Here is an 18,672-nt window from a genome sequence, read left to right on the forward strand (position 1 = left end):
ATGTAACACATTATGTGATACCCGGAGGCACGTTGCGTGCTCTCAGCGGCGGCCTGAACCGGCCGGTGCGGTTCGTCGGCCGCCCTAAGCAACGCCCGTTCCCGCTGGAGTGTGCCGCGTGAATACTGATATGAGCCCGTCTGCCTTTTCGCTTCGCTGGCGCCGCATTCGGGCCGCGCTGCTGACCTCTACGGCGATCCTGCCTTGGATGGCTAGCCACCAGACGCAGGCACGCGAACTCGTTGCGACCGGTTCGTCGGTTGCTCCTGCGACTGCGGCCCAGCTCGCTGCCGGCATGGCGGCAATGCAAGCCACTGCCGCGGGAGCGCAGGCGCAAACCTCTCTCGCGCGTGCTGCAGCCGCATTGGCTGCTGCGCGTCAGGCCCAGCAGGATGCCGCGGCTGCAGCCGCACAAGCGGTCAAGTCGACGGTCAACGGGGTCGTCACCAACGGTCTGATGCCGCTTGGCGGCGTGAAGGACGTCACCGGCCAGAATGCTTGCGGCGATTCCTGTTCGTCGCTTCAGCTCAATACCCCGACCTCCTGGCAGAACGCCAACACGACCTTCACCCAGACCGTCAAGAACGGCCAGTATACGGTCGACATCACCCAGACGCAGTCGAAGGCGATCCTGAACTGGGAGACCTTCAATATCGGCCGCAATACGTCGGTGAAGTTCGAGCAGCAGTCGGCGGACTGGACCGTGCTCAATCGCGTGACCGACCCGACCGGGTCCCCGACGCAGATTCTCGGGCAGATGAGCGCGCTCGGCGGCGTCTATGTCATCAATCGTAACGGCATCATTTTCGGCGCCGGCGCGCAGGTCAATGTTCACGCGCTAGTGGCTTCCAGCCTCGACGTCGGTGCGCTGGGTTTGACGCAGAGCGCGCGCGACCAGTTCTTTCTTGGCACCGGAATCAACGGTACCAACGCCTTCTCCGTCGCGACGACACGCCCGCCGCAACTGGCGGGCACGCCGAATGACGGTGGCTATGCGGCGGAGAACAACAGTTGGGGCGATGTCAAGGTCAATGCCGGCGCCTCGATCACCGCGAGTACGGTCGACCTCGATTCCCCCGGTTTCGTCTATTTGTTCGGTCGCAACGTCTCAAACGCCGGTACGCTGACGGCGCCTGCCGGCGAGGTTGCGCTGGTCGCAGCGCGGACCATCGACCTGGTCTCCGGCGGCTACTGGAAACTGCCGTCCAACGTGCTCCCCAGCGGCGTCACCTACCGTGGCACCGATTTTTCCATCACCCAATTTGCCAGTCAGTATACCCAGGACCCCGGCGACGGGACCGGCGGCACCCCGCTCGGAAGCACCGCGCCGGGAACGGGCATCATCACCAACGACGGTGTGATCAATACGCCGCGCGGCATCACCCAGATGAACGGCGACCGGATCACGATCGGACAGGGCGGCGTCATCTCGGCGGACACCGGTATCACCCGCAACAGCATGGTGCTGCTGCGGGCCGCAACCAGTGTCGATCTCGAAGGCACGATCAGCTCGATTCCGTACGACGATCCATTGACCACCAGCCTGCCGCAAGGCGGGAGCGCGGGCAGCAATGTGCAGAGTTTCACGCCGGCCTATGTCGAGCTGTCGGCCCAGGGCTCTGTTACAGTTAGTTCGAGCGGTCTCGTCTCGGCGCCGTCGGCCAGCGTGGTGATGCGAGCCGTCGACCTGGGGCCGAACGTGAATGCTCAGGCCCTTTACAACAACTCCGCCCAGCACGTGTTTTTTGCCTCGGGCAGCCAGCAGGGCTCGCTCGGTTCCAGCCTGCCTGGCTCGCAGCGCGTGTTGCTTGAACCGGGCGCGACCATTGATGTGGCGGGCCTGCAGAACGTCGAGCTTCCGGCCAGCTATAATTTCATTCCGTTCGTGCCGCGCGGAAATGAATTCGCGGACATGCCGCTGCAGCGCAATGGCGCGCTGTACGGCCAGACGCTCTACATCGACATCCGTGCCTCCGGCACCCGCAGCGACGGCACGACCTGGGTCGGCACTCCGGTCGCCGATGCCAGCGGCACCATCCTCGGCTATGGCCGCAGCCTCCAGCAGTTGATGACCACCGGCGGGTCCGTCAGCCTGCAAACGGACCTGTTGGGGACCGACGTCAGCACCCCGGGTCGCAGCGTGATCACGCAGGCAGGTTCGGTGATCAATGTCGCCGGCGGCAACGTCACGTTCCTGCCGGGCACGGTGTCGACTACCAAGCTGCTCGGCGCCGACGGCCGCATGTACAGCATGGAGAATGCCGATCCCAACCGGGTCTACCTCGGCATCGCAGGCCGGTTCACCGTCAACCATTCCCGTTGGGGCGTGACCGAGACCTGGTCCACCGCAACACAGATTCAGGTGCCCGGCTACACCGAAGGGCACGACGCCGGCGGTGTTACGATCACCACCGTCATCCCGCAACTCGCGGGGCAGATGTATTTCGGCTCGGTCGCCGGCGAGCGGCAGATTGCGTTCGGTCTGAAACCGTCGGTGACCGGCGGCGTGACCAACACCCAGGCCAAGGGCGACGAGATGCCGTCGCAGGGCTATTTCTCTTTGACCACGCCGGGCAGCGTGGTGATCGGCACGAGTGCCGATCTGCCAACTGGTTCGCTGGCGACGACCGGCCAGATCGCGGCCATTCCGGGAGCGTCTAATCCTCCGCAGTTCGCAACTGCGATCCAAGGCCCCGACTTCACGACGACTAGTCAGTATCAAACCGTGCTCTCGGCATCTATACTGTCGGGCTACGGGTTGAGCCTGCTTAACGTCAATGCCAACGACCTGTTGGTGACTCACGATTCCGGTAACGGCGGCGTTGCGGATGCGTCGAGCACGCCGGACCTCGCGCTGGCTGCAGGCGGCAAGTTCTCTGCCACGGCGGGAACCGCCGTCAGCATCGCAGGTAAGATCTCGGCGGCGGGCGGACAGATCAATCTGCTGACGGATGCATATGCGGCGCAGAAGAACTTTGGCGGTACATGGTTCGCGCCAGCAACGACCGCGTCAGGAAAATCCGACATCTTCGTTTCGGGGGTCCTGGACGTCAGTGGCCGTTGGGTCAATGACACCCGACGGAGCGGATTGGATGCGGGAGGCCCGGCCTATACTGACGGCGGCTCCATTTCGATCGCGACCAACAAGAGCAGCAACTCAGGCACGGATACGACCGGCAGTATCCTGCTTGCGCAGGGATCGACGCTCGATGCATCGAGTGGCGGATATATTTCCTCGACCGGCTTTGCCAAGACCGTCTCGACGGGCGTGATGGCCGGGCGCGGCGGCAGCATCTCGTTGCAGCTCTATCAGGGCTACGATTATGTTGTGCAACAGAGTGGCTCGCCTGAGCAGCCGACGAAAGGCAATGTGGCCCAGCTTCAACTTGACGGAACTCTGCGCGCGTATGGCTTCCAGACCAACGGAACATTGACGCTCGGTGCCGCCAAGACGATTACAATCGACAGCACCGCACATGCCGATGCGAACTCCGGCATTGTAACGTCCACGCTCGGCGGGGGCCTGACGGCGACTACGCTCGCGGCGTCGCGGCTGACTGATGGCGGTTTCAGCTCCTATCTTATCCAGTCCGCGCCTGATGGCTGGACCGGTACCAGCGCGACAATTACCGTCGCGGCCGGGACGAACCTGACCTTGCAACAGAAGAATCTGTCGAGCCTCGCCGATTACAGCAAGCTCGGGACCGGCAACAAGGTCGCCAGCACGGCGGCCACTGCGATGCTCCCGGACGACCAGCGAAAATCGGTTGACCTCACCCTCAAGTCGGACGACATTTTGGTCGACACCGGCGCTGCGATCGTGACCGATCCGCAGGCGAAAGTGAGCTTCGGCGGCATCCCGGCGATTACAGACTCCACGCCGACGCGCGAGCGGGCAGCCCAAACCGTGCTGATCCGCGGCAGCGTGATCGATCACGCCGGCACCGTGACGGTGAACGCGCAGAGGACCTGGCTCGGTTCGCAGGCCAAGATCGACGTGTCGGGAACCTTTGTTGCGAATTCGAACTACGGAACGTCGAACGGCGCGAAAACCAGCGGCACGGTGCTCGGCGGCGGTGCCTTCATCGTCGAAGCGGCGAACCCCGTCGCGGTCACCGCCCAAGCGGGGACCTATGTCAGCGGCCTGGTGCCGGCGGGCAGCTCTGTGGTCGCCGAGACCGGCGCGGTGGTCGACGTGTCCGGCTATGCCACCACGATCCAGGCCCTGGACTCCGCGGGCAAGTCAGCGCCGTCGCAGTCCTGGAGCGATGCGGGCAGCGTGCAGATCGACGCGGCTGGCTTTGTCTGGGGCGGCACGTTCAAGGCCCTTGGCGGCCGCCTGGCCGACGGAACGCAGGTGCTGGGCGCCGACGGCAAGACTCCCGTCGCCAATGGTGGCACCATTGTTCTCGGCGGCGGCGCGATGCTGCTGCAGCAGGACTCGACCAACGTCACCGCCGCACTCTCCAACGTTGTTTCGGGCGGAGCGGCAACGCTCGCCAACATCGCAGCCAATTCGGGCTCGCTCGTTGGCCAGCTCAGGCCGGCCGGCGACGCGACATCCACGCTGTTTGCCGCCGTCGACAAGCTGGACGCGTTCGAGAACGTCTTCCTCTACAGCGGCACCGCGCCGAACGGTGCGGGACGCATTTTCACGGGGCTCTCGGGAAATACCTATGGCATCGCCGCACCATCGCTCAGCGCCCTGAAGATCGCGGGTTCAGTGAATTGGACCTCCGGTGACGGTTTGTCCCGGCTCTACGTCGCAGCCAGCACGATCGCCTCGACCACGCCGGGCAGCACCGTCACGCTCGCGGCACCCTATATGTCGCTCACCGGTGGCGGCGGCGGTGCCAGCACGTCGAACAGCTCGATCAATCTGGGCTTCGAGCGCGGCAAGGCGGGTGGTCCGGACCACATCATCGCGCAGACGATCGACATCGAGGGGGCGGATTTCGCCGGCTTCAACGACATCGAATTCAAGAGCCTCGGCGACATCCGCCTGAGCACGCCCAAGGTCGCGGACGGCCTCGGCGCGGACGCGCCCAGATTCACCGGCAAGCTTCAGGCCGCCGGCGCCAATCTGCTGCTCGATGCGCAGCGGATCTATCCCGTGTCGGCCGTCGACTTCACCATTCAAACGACCGGAAGTGTCACATTCCAGGCGACCGCCGGCGGAGGCAGCGCTGTGCCGCTGTCGGCCGGCGGTTCGTTGTCGGTCTTTGCAACGACGATCGATCAGGGCGGAAATCTGTTCGCGCCGCTCGGCAAGATCGCGCTCGGAGATGACGGGACGTTGAGCGGGATCAAGACCAGTTCGGTCACGCTCGAGCCGGGCAGTCTCACGTCGGTCACGCTCGCCGACACGGTCGTGCCCTATGGTGAAACGGTCGACGGCGTCAATTGGTACTACAACGCAAGCCTTCACCCGTTGCAGGCGGCGTCGAGCACCGGTGAGCCGGTGTTGCCCTCGAAGGGCCTTGTGCTCAACGGGAATAACGTCGCGGTCAAGCAGGGCTCGACCATCGATACCCGCGGTGGCGGCGATCTCCAGGCCATGGAATGGATCCAGGGCAAAGGCGGCTCCCGCGATACGCTGGCGACGACGCCGTCGGGCCAGACCGTCTACGCGCTGGTACCGAGCTACAACGATCCGATCGCGGCCTACGACATCCACTTCGCCACGTCGCGCAGCCTGGATGGCGGCCAGACCGTCAAGGCGGGCGACGCTTATCCGCTGGCGGGACAGCAGATCTATCTCGACGGCAGCACTGGCGTTCCTGCCGGGACGTACACGCTCTATCCCGGCCACTACGCCACTTTGCCGGGCGCGGTGCGCGTCGTCGACTACGGCAACAATCTCGGACGCAACCTCCCGTCGGGCACGACGTTGCCGGACGGCACCGTGCTGGTGTCCGGCCACTACACGCAATCGGCGCGGCCGGGCGCCTATTCGTCGGGCAGCGAGCTGTTCGCAATTCAGAGCAGCAGCGTCTGGCGTCAATACAGCGAATACAGCTTCAGCACCGCCAACAGCTATTTCACCGACAAGGCCAACCACGACGGCGTCGCGATCCCACGGCTTCCGGTCGATGCCGGCCGCATCGCTGTCGTTGCGCAGCAAACGCTCCTTCTCGGTGCGACCGAGCTGAGCGCGCCTGCCGCAGGAGGACGCGGCGGCGAGCTCGATATTTCCAGCGACAAGCTGGCCGTGCTGAGCTCCAGTGTGAATCAGCAGCCGTACGCGGCTGCCGGCTATGTCGTGGTGGCAAGCGACCAGCTCGCCAGCTTTGAAAGCGTCCTGATCGGCGGACTCCGTAGTGATACGTCGAAAGGCACGCAGATTACGGGGACCGCGTCCGAGCTCGTGGTCGATACGCCGGATGGCCTGGTGGTTCCGGAAATCATGCTCGTGACCCAGCCGGGAACGACGCAACAGACTGTCTCATCGTCGTTCCAGGTCAATGTCAGCGGCAATTGGCTCGACGGTACGACCCAATTCTCGGCCAATGCGCCGAAGGGCACCGGCACCATCTCGATCGCCACCGGCAGCGTGATCACGACCAGCGGGATCGTTCACTCCGGCGCGGGACGCAATTTCTATGTCGCCTCGAATCCGAGCAGCACCACCGCCCAGCAGGTGGCGGCCGCTCTCGGAGGAACGCTGGATTCCACCGGCACCGTGATCACCGGCGCAGACATCAACAAGCTGCCCGTCAGCGTTCCGGGCGCCGGCTACAGCAACGGCAGCCCGTCGTCCGCAGCCGTGTTGTCCAGCTACTCCACTCCGGGCCTGGGTGCCTTGTTCGTCGCGTCTCAGGATTCGACGGTTTCGGTCGCGGGACCCTCCGGATCGCCGCTGACGATCCAGTTCACGACGCTGGCGAGCAGCAACAACCCGGTGCGCAGCGCTGACGGCAGCAGCGGTCCGGCCGCGATCACTTTGCCGGGCGGCAATGTCGGTCATGTCGAGATCGAGGCGGGCGCGCACATTACGACCAACAGTCTGTTCATGCAGGCGACCGCGACCACCAACAACATCATCCTCAACAAGCCGGTCGCCGGCAATCCCAACGTGCCGGCCGCCACCATCACCGCCAACCAGGGCAAGATCGTCGGCCGCACCATCGGGATCGGCGCGAGCTCGAACGACAGCGTGACCCTGAGCCAGACCAATCTGGCTCAACTCGGCGGCGTGAAGAATCTCACTCTCGCTGCCATCAGCGGCGACATTACGTTCCACGGCTCGGATCTGATCCAGGCGACGATGCAGTCGTTGACGCTCGACGCGCGCGCGGTGACCGGGATCGGCGGCAATACAAGGATCGAGATCGGCGGCACCGTGAACCTGCTCAACAGCAGCGGCACGACCGGTACGTCGGCACGGGCCGGCCTGACCGGGACCCTCGGCATCGCTGCGGCCGACATCGTGTTCGGTGGCGGCACGCAGACGATCGCGGGATTCTCGCAAGTGAACCTCACGGCCGGCGACAAGGTTCTGTTCAGCGGTCAGGGCGGGCTGACGCTCGGGACCGGCAGCGACGTGGTCGGCCTCCAGATGGTCACGCCGCTGGTGTCGGTCGGCGGCAACACTTCGAAGGGCGGCGGATCGTTCGTCCTTGCGACCGCCGGCGTCGTCAACATCGGCGACGTCGCCAATGCCTCCGCCAGAACCAGTGCGCCTGCCGATAGCGGCGATACAGGCGGCAGCCTGATGATCCGCGGCGGCAGCGTCAGCCTCGGCGGATTTGTCGATGCTGAGAACAACCAGCACACGGGCAACGTCATCCAGGCGCAGGCCGGCTCGATCACGCTGGAAGCGACGACCGGGGATGTGACGCTCGACAACAATGCCTATGTGTCGGCGCGGGGCTACGCCAAGACCCTGGTCGACACCGTGACGTATCTCCCCGGCGGCAAGGTCGTGCTGAAGGCCGATGCGGGCAACGTGCTGACGCGCGACGCCAGCGTCATCGACGTGGCGCAGCCGGACGGCGGCGCGGGTTATGGCGGCCAGATCCAGATTCTCGCGACGACCGGCCGTGCGAGCGTGTTCGGGACCATCTACGGCAAGGGCGGCGACGGCCTCGGCGGCAGCTTCCTGATCGACACCAACAGTCTGCAGGTCGACTCGAGCCAGCCGTTCACAAAGCAGGTGATGCTCGATCCCTTGGCGGACAAGTTGCTGGTGGGCGGATTCACCGGTGCGATGGACATCCACACCCGCACCGGCAATTTGATCCTGTCGCAGGGCCACACGCTCAAGGCCAATTCGATTACGCTCACGGCGGACGATCCGACCTGGACCAGCGACGATCTGTCGGCGGCGTTCGGCCGGGTCATCATTGCCGGCACGCTCGATGCCAGCGGCTATGCAGGCAAGACTGCCGACGGCACCGGACAGGCCGGCGGCCAAGTCAGGCTTTACGGCGCCAACGAAGTGACGCTCGACACCACCGGTCTGATCGATGCGTCGACCGCGCACAGTGACGAGCGCGGCGGCGACGTGACGATCGGCATCAGCTGGAACGCCAACACGAACGGCGGCATCTATCTGAACCAGGGATCGGTCATCGACGTCCATGGCGGTACGAAGGGCGGCCTGAGCGGCGGCACCGTGCTGCTGCGTGCGCCCAACGACGGCAACAACGATGTCAACATCGCGCCGATCTCGACCAGGATCATCGGCGCCCGCGACGTGACGATCGAATCCTTCGTCAGCTTCAGCACCAACGGGCAGGGCGGCATCGATGCGTCCGGGCTCGGCTGGAACGGCATCCTCGATCCGGGCGGGCAGGTGACGACGACCAGCTTCAGGATCAATTCGGTCTACGTGCCGCCCGGCACCGGCGGTTCCTATAGCGGTGTCCCGGACGTGATCTTCTCGTCGCCCGCGACCGCGACGACCGGGCTCAAGAGCATCACGATCGCGCCGACGAGCAGCCTGTATCATCTCGATCCGAACACCTCGGGCACTTTCGTCATCGAAGCTCCCGCGGGCGGCACGGCCGCGACCGGTACCGTGACGACGGATGCGAACGGCGTTCCCACCCTGTCGATCACTAATCCGGGCAGCGGCTTTGCGGGCGCACCCGCGACCGTCCGCTTTTACAAGGATGGCGTGCTGCTGGCCTCGTATCAGACGACCAGCAGCGATTTCGCCAGCACGCAGTTTACGTCGGCGGGGCAGGCTGCGGGCACCGCGGTGATGGGGCTGAAGAGCATCTCCATCGCTACGAGCAGCAGCTGGTACCATCTCGACCCGAACGTCTCGGGCACCGTCGTGATCGACGCGCCCAATGGCGGCATTGCGGCGACCGGCACCGTGACGACGGACGCGAACGGCGTTCCGACCTTCACGATCACCAATGCGGGTAGTGGCTTCACCGGCGCGCCCGCCACCATCAGCTTCTATCGCGACGGCAAGCTCGTGCTCACCGGCCACATGAGCGCGAGCGATTTCGCCAGCAGTATGATGACCGTGGTCGGCATCAACGTGACCAATGCGGGCACAGGCTACGCCGGCGCGGCGACAGCCACCTTCTCCGGCGGCGGCAGCGGATCGACGCAGGCCGGGGCTGTCAACGCCGACATGGGCACGTCCACCGCCACAGGATCCGGCGCCTTCGCCAACGTCACGCTGCAGCAATATACGCAGGGCACGTTCACTTACGCGACCGCCACCGACTTCAAGAGCTACGGTTTCGGTGCGGCCGTCGACCGCCTGGTCAAGCCGCTCGCCGATCAGCTCGGCACGTCGGTGGTGCATCTGCGGCCCGGCGTCGACCTGGTGAACCCGTCGACGACGATCAACGGCGGCAACATCACCATTGCCAGCAGCTGGAATCTCGCGGCCGGTACGGCGTTGAACCTGCAGACGGGCCAGCGCAGCTCAGGGCAGACGTTCCAGTATTTCGATCCCACCACCAGCTACGTCGACTTCGTCTACCGCTATCTCGCCAACTATGGAACGGCGGCCTCCCCCTATTACGCAGCAGAGGCCGGCGCGCTCACGCTTCGCGCGGTCAACAACATCAACGTCAACGCCTCGATCTCCGACGGCTTCTTCCAGTTCGCGAACTATCGGGACAGCAGCTATCAGAGCGATCTCACGGCGTATCTAGGCGGCAACTCCCGATCGATCGATGGGTCCGGCGCTACCGCCGCCTATCAACTGAACGGCTACAAGACCCTTCCATTCGCACCGTACAACCCGACCGCAAATGGGGTTAGCCCGAGCTCGCTGGATCTCTCTGGGGCGGACCTGTTTCCGCATTCGCTGAACGTCTGCGTCAGCCACTGTGGCCCCGACACCGCATCCGACGTCACCACGACGATCACCAATCCGGGTTCATGGACCTATCGGCTGACCGCCGACGCCGACACGGCGAGCGCCAACCCGAACGCGATGCAATCGCTCGACAGCGTGAACGGCAGGAACGCCGGCGATGTGGTGTTGAACGGACATGTCACCAGCACGTTCAACGCTCAGAGCACCAACTTCACGGTCAATCTTGCGACCATGGTGCGCACTGGCACTGGCGACATCACAATTGAGGCCGCCCGTGACGTCTCACTCGCTGATACAGTCGCTCCGGGCACCATCTATGCCGCAGGTGTAAACACGGCTCCCTATGCCAATCCTTACGATGCGTCCGGCAAGGTCGTGGATCCAGACGGCTTCCTCGAACCTCAGGTGCTGAAGTACGGGCCGCAGAGCACGACTGCTGTTGTGAACGTTGCCACCGTGTACGGTCCGCCCACAGCTGCCGCATTCCCAACCCAGGGTGGCGACGTGTCGGTGACCGCGCAGCGCGATATCAAGGGGCGCCGGGATGTCACGACGACTCAATCGATTTTTGGCACCACCAGAACGACGCTATGGAATGCCTACTACACTCCATGGCTGATGGCTGATGCGGGGGTCGGGCAGTCCGCCACCTCCGCACTCGTTGGGGCAGGCGTGTTCGCGCCGACTGATCAAGGCATCGCCTCACAAACCGCCTGGTGGATCCAGTACGGCAGCTTTCACGATGGGATCATCAGTGCAGGCGGCAATGTGGCAGTTACCGCCGGACGCGACCTGATCGACGTGTCTGTGTCGTTGCCAACTACGGGGCGGGTGAGCGGGGGCCTTGCGTCCTTGACCAGCGGCACGATCAGCACGCCCCAAACGCATCTTTACGACAGTGGCAACATGCAGGTACGGGCCGGGCGCAATTTGCTCGGCGGCTCCTATTACGAAGGATCTGGCCATGCCAGCATTTTGGTCAATGGTGTGGTCGATCAGAACGGGACGGTTACGACCAGCAAGTTGGTGAATGGCGCTCCCATCACGTTGCCGAACTACACCCTGCTCGCGGTCGACACCGGCCAGATCAACATGGTTTCGGGTGGGTCGATGGCGATCGGAGGCGTGGTCAATCCCGCAGAGCTGCACCAGCAAAATGGTACTCAGGCCAATCCTGATCCTTCGAAGGCTGCCGCCTTCATTCTGATGAACACATACGGCCCGGATAGCGGAGTAAGCCTGACGGCGATCACCGGAAACCTGAACCTTGCTATGCCCCAGACATATGCCCTGACTACCTCGGCAGCGTGGAAAAGTGGGGTGACCTATCCCGCAAGCTTCACGGCGGTGGCGGCGGCAGGCGACATCACCACCAATGGGCTCGTGACGAACAATCCTCAGCTCACTCCCGCAATGCCGGGCATCGTGTTGACCGGCTCGGAAGGGGGCAAGTTCGAGCTGCTGGCGCAGGGGAGCATCGATCTGACGGGCGGCTTCGTGATGTCGGGTACCAATACGACGGCCCCCGCAATTTCAGCGGGACAGTCCCTGCTTGATGCTGCGTTCGATCCATACCAGCCCAACAACGGTATGACCGGTGCGTTCTCTTCTCCAATTCTCGCGCATCGAGACGACCATGATACGAATCCGGCGCGCATCTACGCAGTCACCGGCGACATTTCGGCGATCGCAACCACGACGACCAACGTCACCCGCCCGGCGGGGAAGATCGTCTCTGCCGCTCCGACTTCGTATACGAGGGTGGAGCTGAATCGGCCGGCGCAGATCTACGCTGGCCGTGACATCCTCAACCTCAATCTCATCTCCCAGAACGTCGCTGCCGACGATGTCACCACGATTCAGGCAGGTCGTGACATTTTGTACAATTACACGGGAGTATCGGCCAATCTGAGCGGCCAAGTCGTGACGCTCGGTGGCCCCGGCCTGCAGATCGCCGGACCAGGCTTCCTCTCCGTACAAGCTGGTCGCGACCTCGGGCCGTTCCTGCCGGTGACGCGCGACAGCAGCAGCTTCACGCAAGGACAGGAAGGCATCGCCTCGGTCGGCAACGCCAGTCTCTGGCCGGTCGGCAATCGCTATGTCAGCCAGGGCTCGTCCGGCCTCTACGACACCCAGCTGCTCGGCGCCTTCAGCGCGACCACCAAGAAGCGCAACGAGAAACTGCCAACCACTGGCGCGGACATCATCACCATGTTCGGTGTTGCCAACGGCATCAACTATGACGGCTATTCGACCTTGAATCCCGCCACCAAGCAGCCGGTCCTCCATCCCGGTGTGATCGACACCTACATCAATCCCGACAACGCCTCGACCGTTGCGCATAACTACATCAGCGAGCTGAAGGCCTTCCTCACCCGCATAGGCAAGCTCGCGTCTGCCGACGTCGATGACGCAGCCGCGTGGAGCATCTTCCAGTCTCTGCCGAAGGATCTCCAGCACGTCTTCGCCGACCAGGTGTTCTTTGCCGAGCTCAAGGCTGTCGGCCAGGCGCAGACCGGCACGTCGGGCCGCTACCAGCGTGGCTACGAGGCGGTCAATATCATGTTCCCGGCGGACTTCGGCTACACCCAGAACGCGCTCGGCGGCGGCACCAACGGCGCCAACACGCTGAAGCACACCGGCGATCTCGACCTGCTGCATGCGACGATCCAGACCAAGCTCGGCGGTGACATCTCGATCTTCGGCCCGGGCGGCACCATCCGCGTCGGCTCGCTGGCGCTCGAGCCGAACAATCTGCTCAAGCCGAATGATCTCGGCATCCTCACGCTCGGTGTCGGCGACATCAATACGTTCACCGACGGCAGCGTGCTGGTCAATTCGAGCCGTGTCATGACCCAGCAGGGCGGCGACATCCTGATGTGGAGCTCGAATGGCGATCTCGACGCCGGCCGCGGTGCCCAGACCACGCTGTCGTTCCCGCCGTTGCAGGTGGTGTTCGACTCCAACGACTATCAGAGCGTCGATCTCGGCGGCCTCGTCAGCGGCGCCGGCATCGCCGTAGTTCAGAGCTCGAAGGTTGCGAAGAAGTCCAACGCCTTCCTGCTCGCGCCGCGCGGCACCGTCGACGCCGGCGAGGCCGGCATCCGGGTGTCCGGCAATCTGGTCATTGCGGCGGTGCAGGTGGTCAACGCCGGCAATATCCAGGTCGGCGGCACCACGACCGGTGTTCCGACCGTCACGGCGCCGAACATCGGCGCGCTCAGCGCGGCCTCGAACACGGCCGGCGCTGCCGCCAAATCAGCGGAGCCGCCGACGGCTTCGGGCAACAACGACCGCGCCTCCGTCTTCATCGTCGAGGTGGTGGGCTATGGCGGCGGCGACAATGGCGGTCAGGACAACAACTCGTCTTCCGGCAACGGACAGGGGACCAAGTCCGACGACCAGGAGCGCAAGCAGCCGTAAGGCGGGCTTGCGCGATACAACAGGGGCCGGGGGGACCACGATGACCGACATCCACGCCATCATCCTGACGCTGGATGAGGAGAAGCACATCGCGCGCTGCATCGAGAGCATCCGCGCCCAATGCAAAAGCATCCTCGTCGTCGATTCCGGCTCGAAGGACCGCACAAGGGAGATCGCGGCGGGCCTCGGCGCGGAGGTGATCGAAAATCCCTGGATCAACTACGCGACCCAGACCAACAAGGCGATCGCGGCCAGCGCCGGCAAGACCGGCTGGCTGATGCGCATCGATGCCGACGAATATCTCACGCCGGAATCGGCGGCCGGCCTGCACGATCTGCTCGACCGGCAGCCGCACGACGTCGGTGGCGTCGTCGTCCGCCGCCAGATCGTGTTTCTCGGCCGCCGCATCAAATGGGGCGCGATCGAGCCGAGCTGGCAGCTGCGTCTCTGGCGCGCCGGGCAGGGCTCCTGCGAGCAGCGCTGGATGGACGAGCACATCATCGTCACCGGTAAAGTGGTGCGATCCACCATCGATCTCGTCGACGAGAACCTCAACTCGCTCGACTGGTGGACCGGCAAGCACAATCGCTATGCCTCACGCGAGGTGATCGACATCCTCGCCTCGCGCGGCCTGCTCGGCGAGAACATGGACATCCAGCGCCACAGCGCATCCTGGCAGGCCAAGCTCAAGCGCTTCGTCAAGGAGCGGATCTACGAAAAATTGCCCGGCGGCGTGCGGCCAGTGTTCTTTTTCCTCTACCGCTACGTCGCACGGCTCGGCTTCCTCGACGGCAAGCAAGGCTACTATTTCCACATCCTCCAGGGTTTTTGGTACCGCACCCTGGTCGATGCCAAGCTGGACGAGATCATGGCGCTGGCCAAGCGGCGGGGGATTCCGGTGAGCGAGGCGGTAAGGCTTGCGACGGGGTTCGATCCGAATGTTGCAGTTCCGGCGCTGGTGCAACAGCCGGCGCGGCCCGTTGTGCCAGAGATCGAGCGCAGCCGCGAGCGCGCCATCGCGCACTAGCCGCGGACAAGTTCGTCTGGAATTGCCCTTACGAGCGGCGAAAGCCGATCAATCGTCGACAATCTGATGATGGCACGCGCAACGTGCGGCGGAGTCGTGCACGGTCACATCATGCACAGGTGATCGCGAGTCAAAGCTGTGCCGCGTCCGTCATCCGGACGCGGCACGAGTCAACACCAACCCGTTTGACGGCTCTTATTCGGCGGCCTCGATTTCCGGCTGGCGGATCGCGGGCTTCGGCGCTTCCTTGGGACGCTGCGTCTTCTGCACCTGCAGGTCGATCCAGGCGTAGGTCTTGGCGAGGCCGCTCGCGAGCGGCTGCGACGGACGCCAAGCCAGCTTCTCGAAGATCAGCTTGTTGTTCGAGTTGCGGCCGCGCACGCCGAGCGGGCCGGGGATGTGCCGCGGGGTGATCGTCTTGCCGGCGATGTCGGCTGCGATCGCCGCGAGGCGGTTGATTGAGACCATTTCCTCGGAGCCGATGTTGACCGGGCCCGCCCAGTCCGACCGCATGAAGCGGATGGTGCCTTCCAGGCATTCGTCGATATAGAGGAACGAGCGGGTCTGCTCGCCGTCGCCCCAGATCTCGATCTCGCCGGGATTGCCGGCTTGAGCGACTTTGCGGCAGATCGCCGCCGGCGCCTTTTCCTTGCCGTCGTTCCAGGCGCCTTCGGGCCCGAAGATGTTGTGATAGCGCGCGACGCGGACCTCGAAGCCGTGATTGCGTGCATAGGCGGCATAGAGGCGCTCGCTGAACAGCTTCTCCCAGCCGTACTCGCTGTCCGGGGCTGCCGGATAGGCATCGCTCTCGGCGAGGCCGGCGTTCTCGGCCTCGAGCTGGCGGTATTCCGGATAGATGCAGGCCGACGACGAGTAGAAAATGCGAAAACTGTTGCGGCGGCGGCAGGCCTCGAGGATGTTGAGGTTGATCTGCGCCGAATTGTGCATCACCGAGGCGTCGTTCTCGCCGGTGAAGATGTAGCCCGCGCCGCCCATGTCGGCGGCGAGCTGGTAGACCTCGTCAAAGCGCGTATCGACGGCCTCGTGGCAGACCGCGAGATCCCGGAGATCGCCGACGATGAAATCGTCGGCCTGGGTCGGGCTGAAGCGGGGATATTTGAGGTCCACGCCGCGGACCCAGAAACCTTCCGCCTTCAGGCGCTTGACCAGATGGGACCCGATGAATCCGCCTGCGCCGCAGACCAATGCCTTCTTCATACGCTGCTCCTGACTAAACGTAGTTTCTTTGCTGACGATCCGTTCTCGATCGCAGCGAAATCTTCGAGTAACCGCGCGCATCGGTCGCTGTCGCCGACGTCGACGTGGAAATACGAGCTCGACTTGCGCTCGTCGCAGAGTAGGTGAACGTCGGAAGCCGTCGGGCCGATGAACATCACCGGCAGATCGGAATCGACGCAGGCATAGACCTTGGACGGCAGCACGTAGCCGACGAATGCGTTCTTCAAGGTGATGAGATGCGCGTCGGGCGTCCGGAGCAGCGATGCGAGCTGATCGAGCGGCACGAGATCCGTGCGAATGTAGGGGACCCCGGCCTTGTCGAACGCTTCGGCGACGGTGGCCGCACCCTTTCCGATGGCGTTGAGCCAGAGCAGGACCGTTCCGGATCCGTTTTTGTAATGCGCGATGTAGGCGTCGACGAATGTCGTCGTGTCGTGCGCGATGCCCCAATTGCCGGAATACAGCAGCAGAAACTTGCCCTCAGCCTGTGGCGGACGGGCGAGCGGGGGCGTGTTGGGGCCGATCGCGATCGGGGAGGGATCGCGCTTCAGCACGATGCGCTCCATGGTCACCCCGATCTCGTTCAGCCGCATCGCCTGGTCGTGTCCGAGCACCTCGAAGGTGTGGAGCCGCCGGCGCCAGAACAAAGTGAGGGTAAGGACGAATTTCAGGAACAGGCTGGGGCTGCCGCGTTCAGCGATCGCGCATTCGGGATGGAAATCGGTGATGCGATAGATCAGCCGCTTGCGCAGCAGCAAATTCGCCGGCGCGATCCAGTGCAGGAACAGCGGCGGGCTTCCGGTGAACAGGACCGTATCCGCCTTGCGAATGAAGGGTAGCGCGGCCCGCATCAGCTTGGTGTTGGTCGTGATGGTCCAGCGAATGCGCGCCGAGGTCCTGGCCTTGTCGTAGGCGGGGACCGGAACCTTGACGATCTCGAGCGCGCCGCGCTCGAAGTGCTCGATCGAGCTTTCGGCTTGCCCCGAGGTGAGCCCGACCAGCGTGACGTGAAGGCCGCGGTCGCGTGCGAGCTCACGGGCGAACAGTACGGAATATTGTCCCACCGCGCCGAAATCAGGCGGGAGCCAATCGCAGATGTAGACGAGACGGGAACCGGACATGATGATATGTTTCGTGTAACGTTATGATACTAACATGTCGCTGTGACGACACGTGAAGCTTCGCGGACGGCGGCGACCTCATGCGCCCGGTTCACGCTTGCGACTTCTCCAGCTCGCGCCAGGCCTGCGCGATCGCGTCGCTCTCGACCTTCTCGCCGAACAGGATCATGGGGATCGTGCCGAGGATGATCTTCACGTCGAGCATGAAGGACATGTTCTTGACGTACCAAACGTCGAGTGCGGCCTTGTCCGCCGGCGAGATAGCGCGACCGCCCTTGATCTGAGCCCACCCCGTGAGGCCCGGACGGACCAGGAGGCGCGCGGAATAATCCGCCGGCTGGTCGATCGGCAGCAGCGGTCGCGGTCCCACGAACGACATGCGCCCCATCAGGATGCTGATCAACTGCGGCAGCTCGTCGACCCGGGTGCGGCGCATCGCATTGCCGATCTGGGAAATGCGTTGCGACTCAAGCCTGCGGCGGCCTTGTGCATCGTGGGCGGCGGCCATGGTGCGGAACTTGAAAACCTTGAACGGCTGGGCACCGAGCCCGGGACGCTGTTGCCAGAACAGCACCGGAAATCCGACGTCCACGATCGTGACGAGCGCGGCCAGGCCCATGATAGGCGCCAGCATCACCAGCAGCACAGCCGCGCCGACAATGTCGAGGGCCCGCTTGACGGTGCGATAGGGCGAGCTGGCCAAACCCTCGCGGCTCTTTGCGTTCAATGCATAAGTCTGTGTCTGCGCTTCCGCGGCATCGCCGCTGCGCGCCGCCTGCCGGCTCGGACGCTCGGACGCAAACTTTTCGTCCAGGAATTCGAGCGGGATCGCGTTGGAGGCCTCGAGCGCAAACAAGGCCTCGCGCGCTTCGGCCGACAGCTCGCGAAGCGGAACGGCAAGCGCGATCCGGGTGATGACGACGCCGTGGACTTCGAGCGTCCGGACCACGTCGGCAACGGCTTCCGGCGTGCCGAGAACGCGATGCGACAGCAACGACTGCCCCCGCGGAGCCTGCGAGTCCAGCAGGCCCACGACGCGCACGCGATCGCGGGCGTAGCGGGTGATGCAGTGCAGATAGAGCTCGGCGAGCTCGTTGAGGCCGACGAGCAGGATGGAGTCGGCCGTGGGAACGATCACGTCCTGCTGCCAGTCGCGCGGCGAACGCCGCGCGTGCCAGAGCCGGCTCGCGATCCGCGCGCCGATCATCAGCGTGACGGTGATGAGTGCCTGGAGTAGCGGCAGGGCGCGCGGCACGCCTTCGAGCCGGTTGACGATGAAGGTCAGCACCGCAGCGCCAGCGACGATTGCGACGACGGCAGTGACGATGTCACGATAGTTTTGCGGAGAGCTGTATCGCCACACCGCCCGGGTGACACCGGACAGCGGTAGCACGATAGCGGCTGTGGAAATCGTCAGAAGACCGTACGGGATCAGTGCCAGAAGACGATCGAGCGAGAATTCCAGATTGTCGCGGAGTACCGAAGCGGCGACCAGCGCGAATGACACCAACGCCAGATCCGCCAGCAGAATGCGCAATGATCTCATGGCAATTCGCCCAATCCCTTGTCAT

General features: G+C 64.2%; 5 protein-coding genes. 2 read left to right on the forward strand and 3 right to left on the reverse strand.

The genetic code is table 11. From position 1 onward, the window contains the following. The first annotated feature begins 208 nt into the window (after positions 1-208). Positions 209-13,714 carry a filamentous hemagglutinin family protein gene (locus FXB40_RS36230; RefSeq protein ID WP_187437388.1) on the forward strand — a complete coding sequence of 4,502 codons (13,506 nt, stop codon included), beginning with the start codon at positions 209-211 and terminating at the stop codon, positions 13,712-13,714. 40 nt (positions 13,715-13,754) lie between these two features. Continuing rightward, on the forward strand, positions 13,755-14,741 hold the full coding sequence (locus FXB40_RS36235) for a glycosyltransferase family 2 protein (RefSeq protein ID WP_187437389.1): 987 nt from the start codon (positions 13,755-13,757) through the stop codon (positions 14,739-14,741). Positions 14,742-14,936: 195 nt separating this feature from the next. Here FXB40_RS36235 and FXB40_RS36240 read toward each other — a convergent pair whose 3' ends face one another. The 3 genes from FXB40_RS36240 to FXB40_RS36250 form a co-directional block, all read right to left on the reverse strand. After that, positions 14,937-15,959 (reverse strand): NAD-dependent epimerase/dehydratase family protein, encoded by a 1,023-nt coding sequence (locus tag FXB40_RS36240; protein ID WP_148777068.1) that lies wholly within the window; start codon positions 15,957-15,959, stop codon positions 14,937-14,939. Then, positions 15,956-17,101: a glycosyltransferase family protein gene (locus FXB40_RS36245; protein WP_148777069.1), complete on the reverse strand. Its 1,146-nt coding sequence runs from the start codon at positions 17,099-17,101 to the stop codon at positions 15,956-15,958. Before FXB40_RS36245 ends, FXB40_RS36240 begins: the two co-directional genes overlap by 4 nt. A gap of 91 nt (positions 17,102-17,192) precedes the next feature. Beyond that, positions 17,193-18,647: a sugar transferase gene (locus FXB40_RS36250; protein ID WP_148777070.1), complete on the reverse strand. Its 1,455-nt coding sequence runs from the start codon at positions 18,645-18,647 to the stop codon at positions 17,193-17,195. Positions 18,648-18,672 lie beyond the last annotated feature (25 nt).

The organism is Bradyrhizobium rifense (genome assembly GCF_008123425.1).
In the GTDB taxonomy this organism is placed as follows: domain Bacteria; phylum Pseudomonadota; class Alphaproteobacteria; order Rhizobiales; family Xanthobacteraceae; genus Bradyrhizobium; species Bradyrhizobium rifense.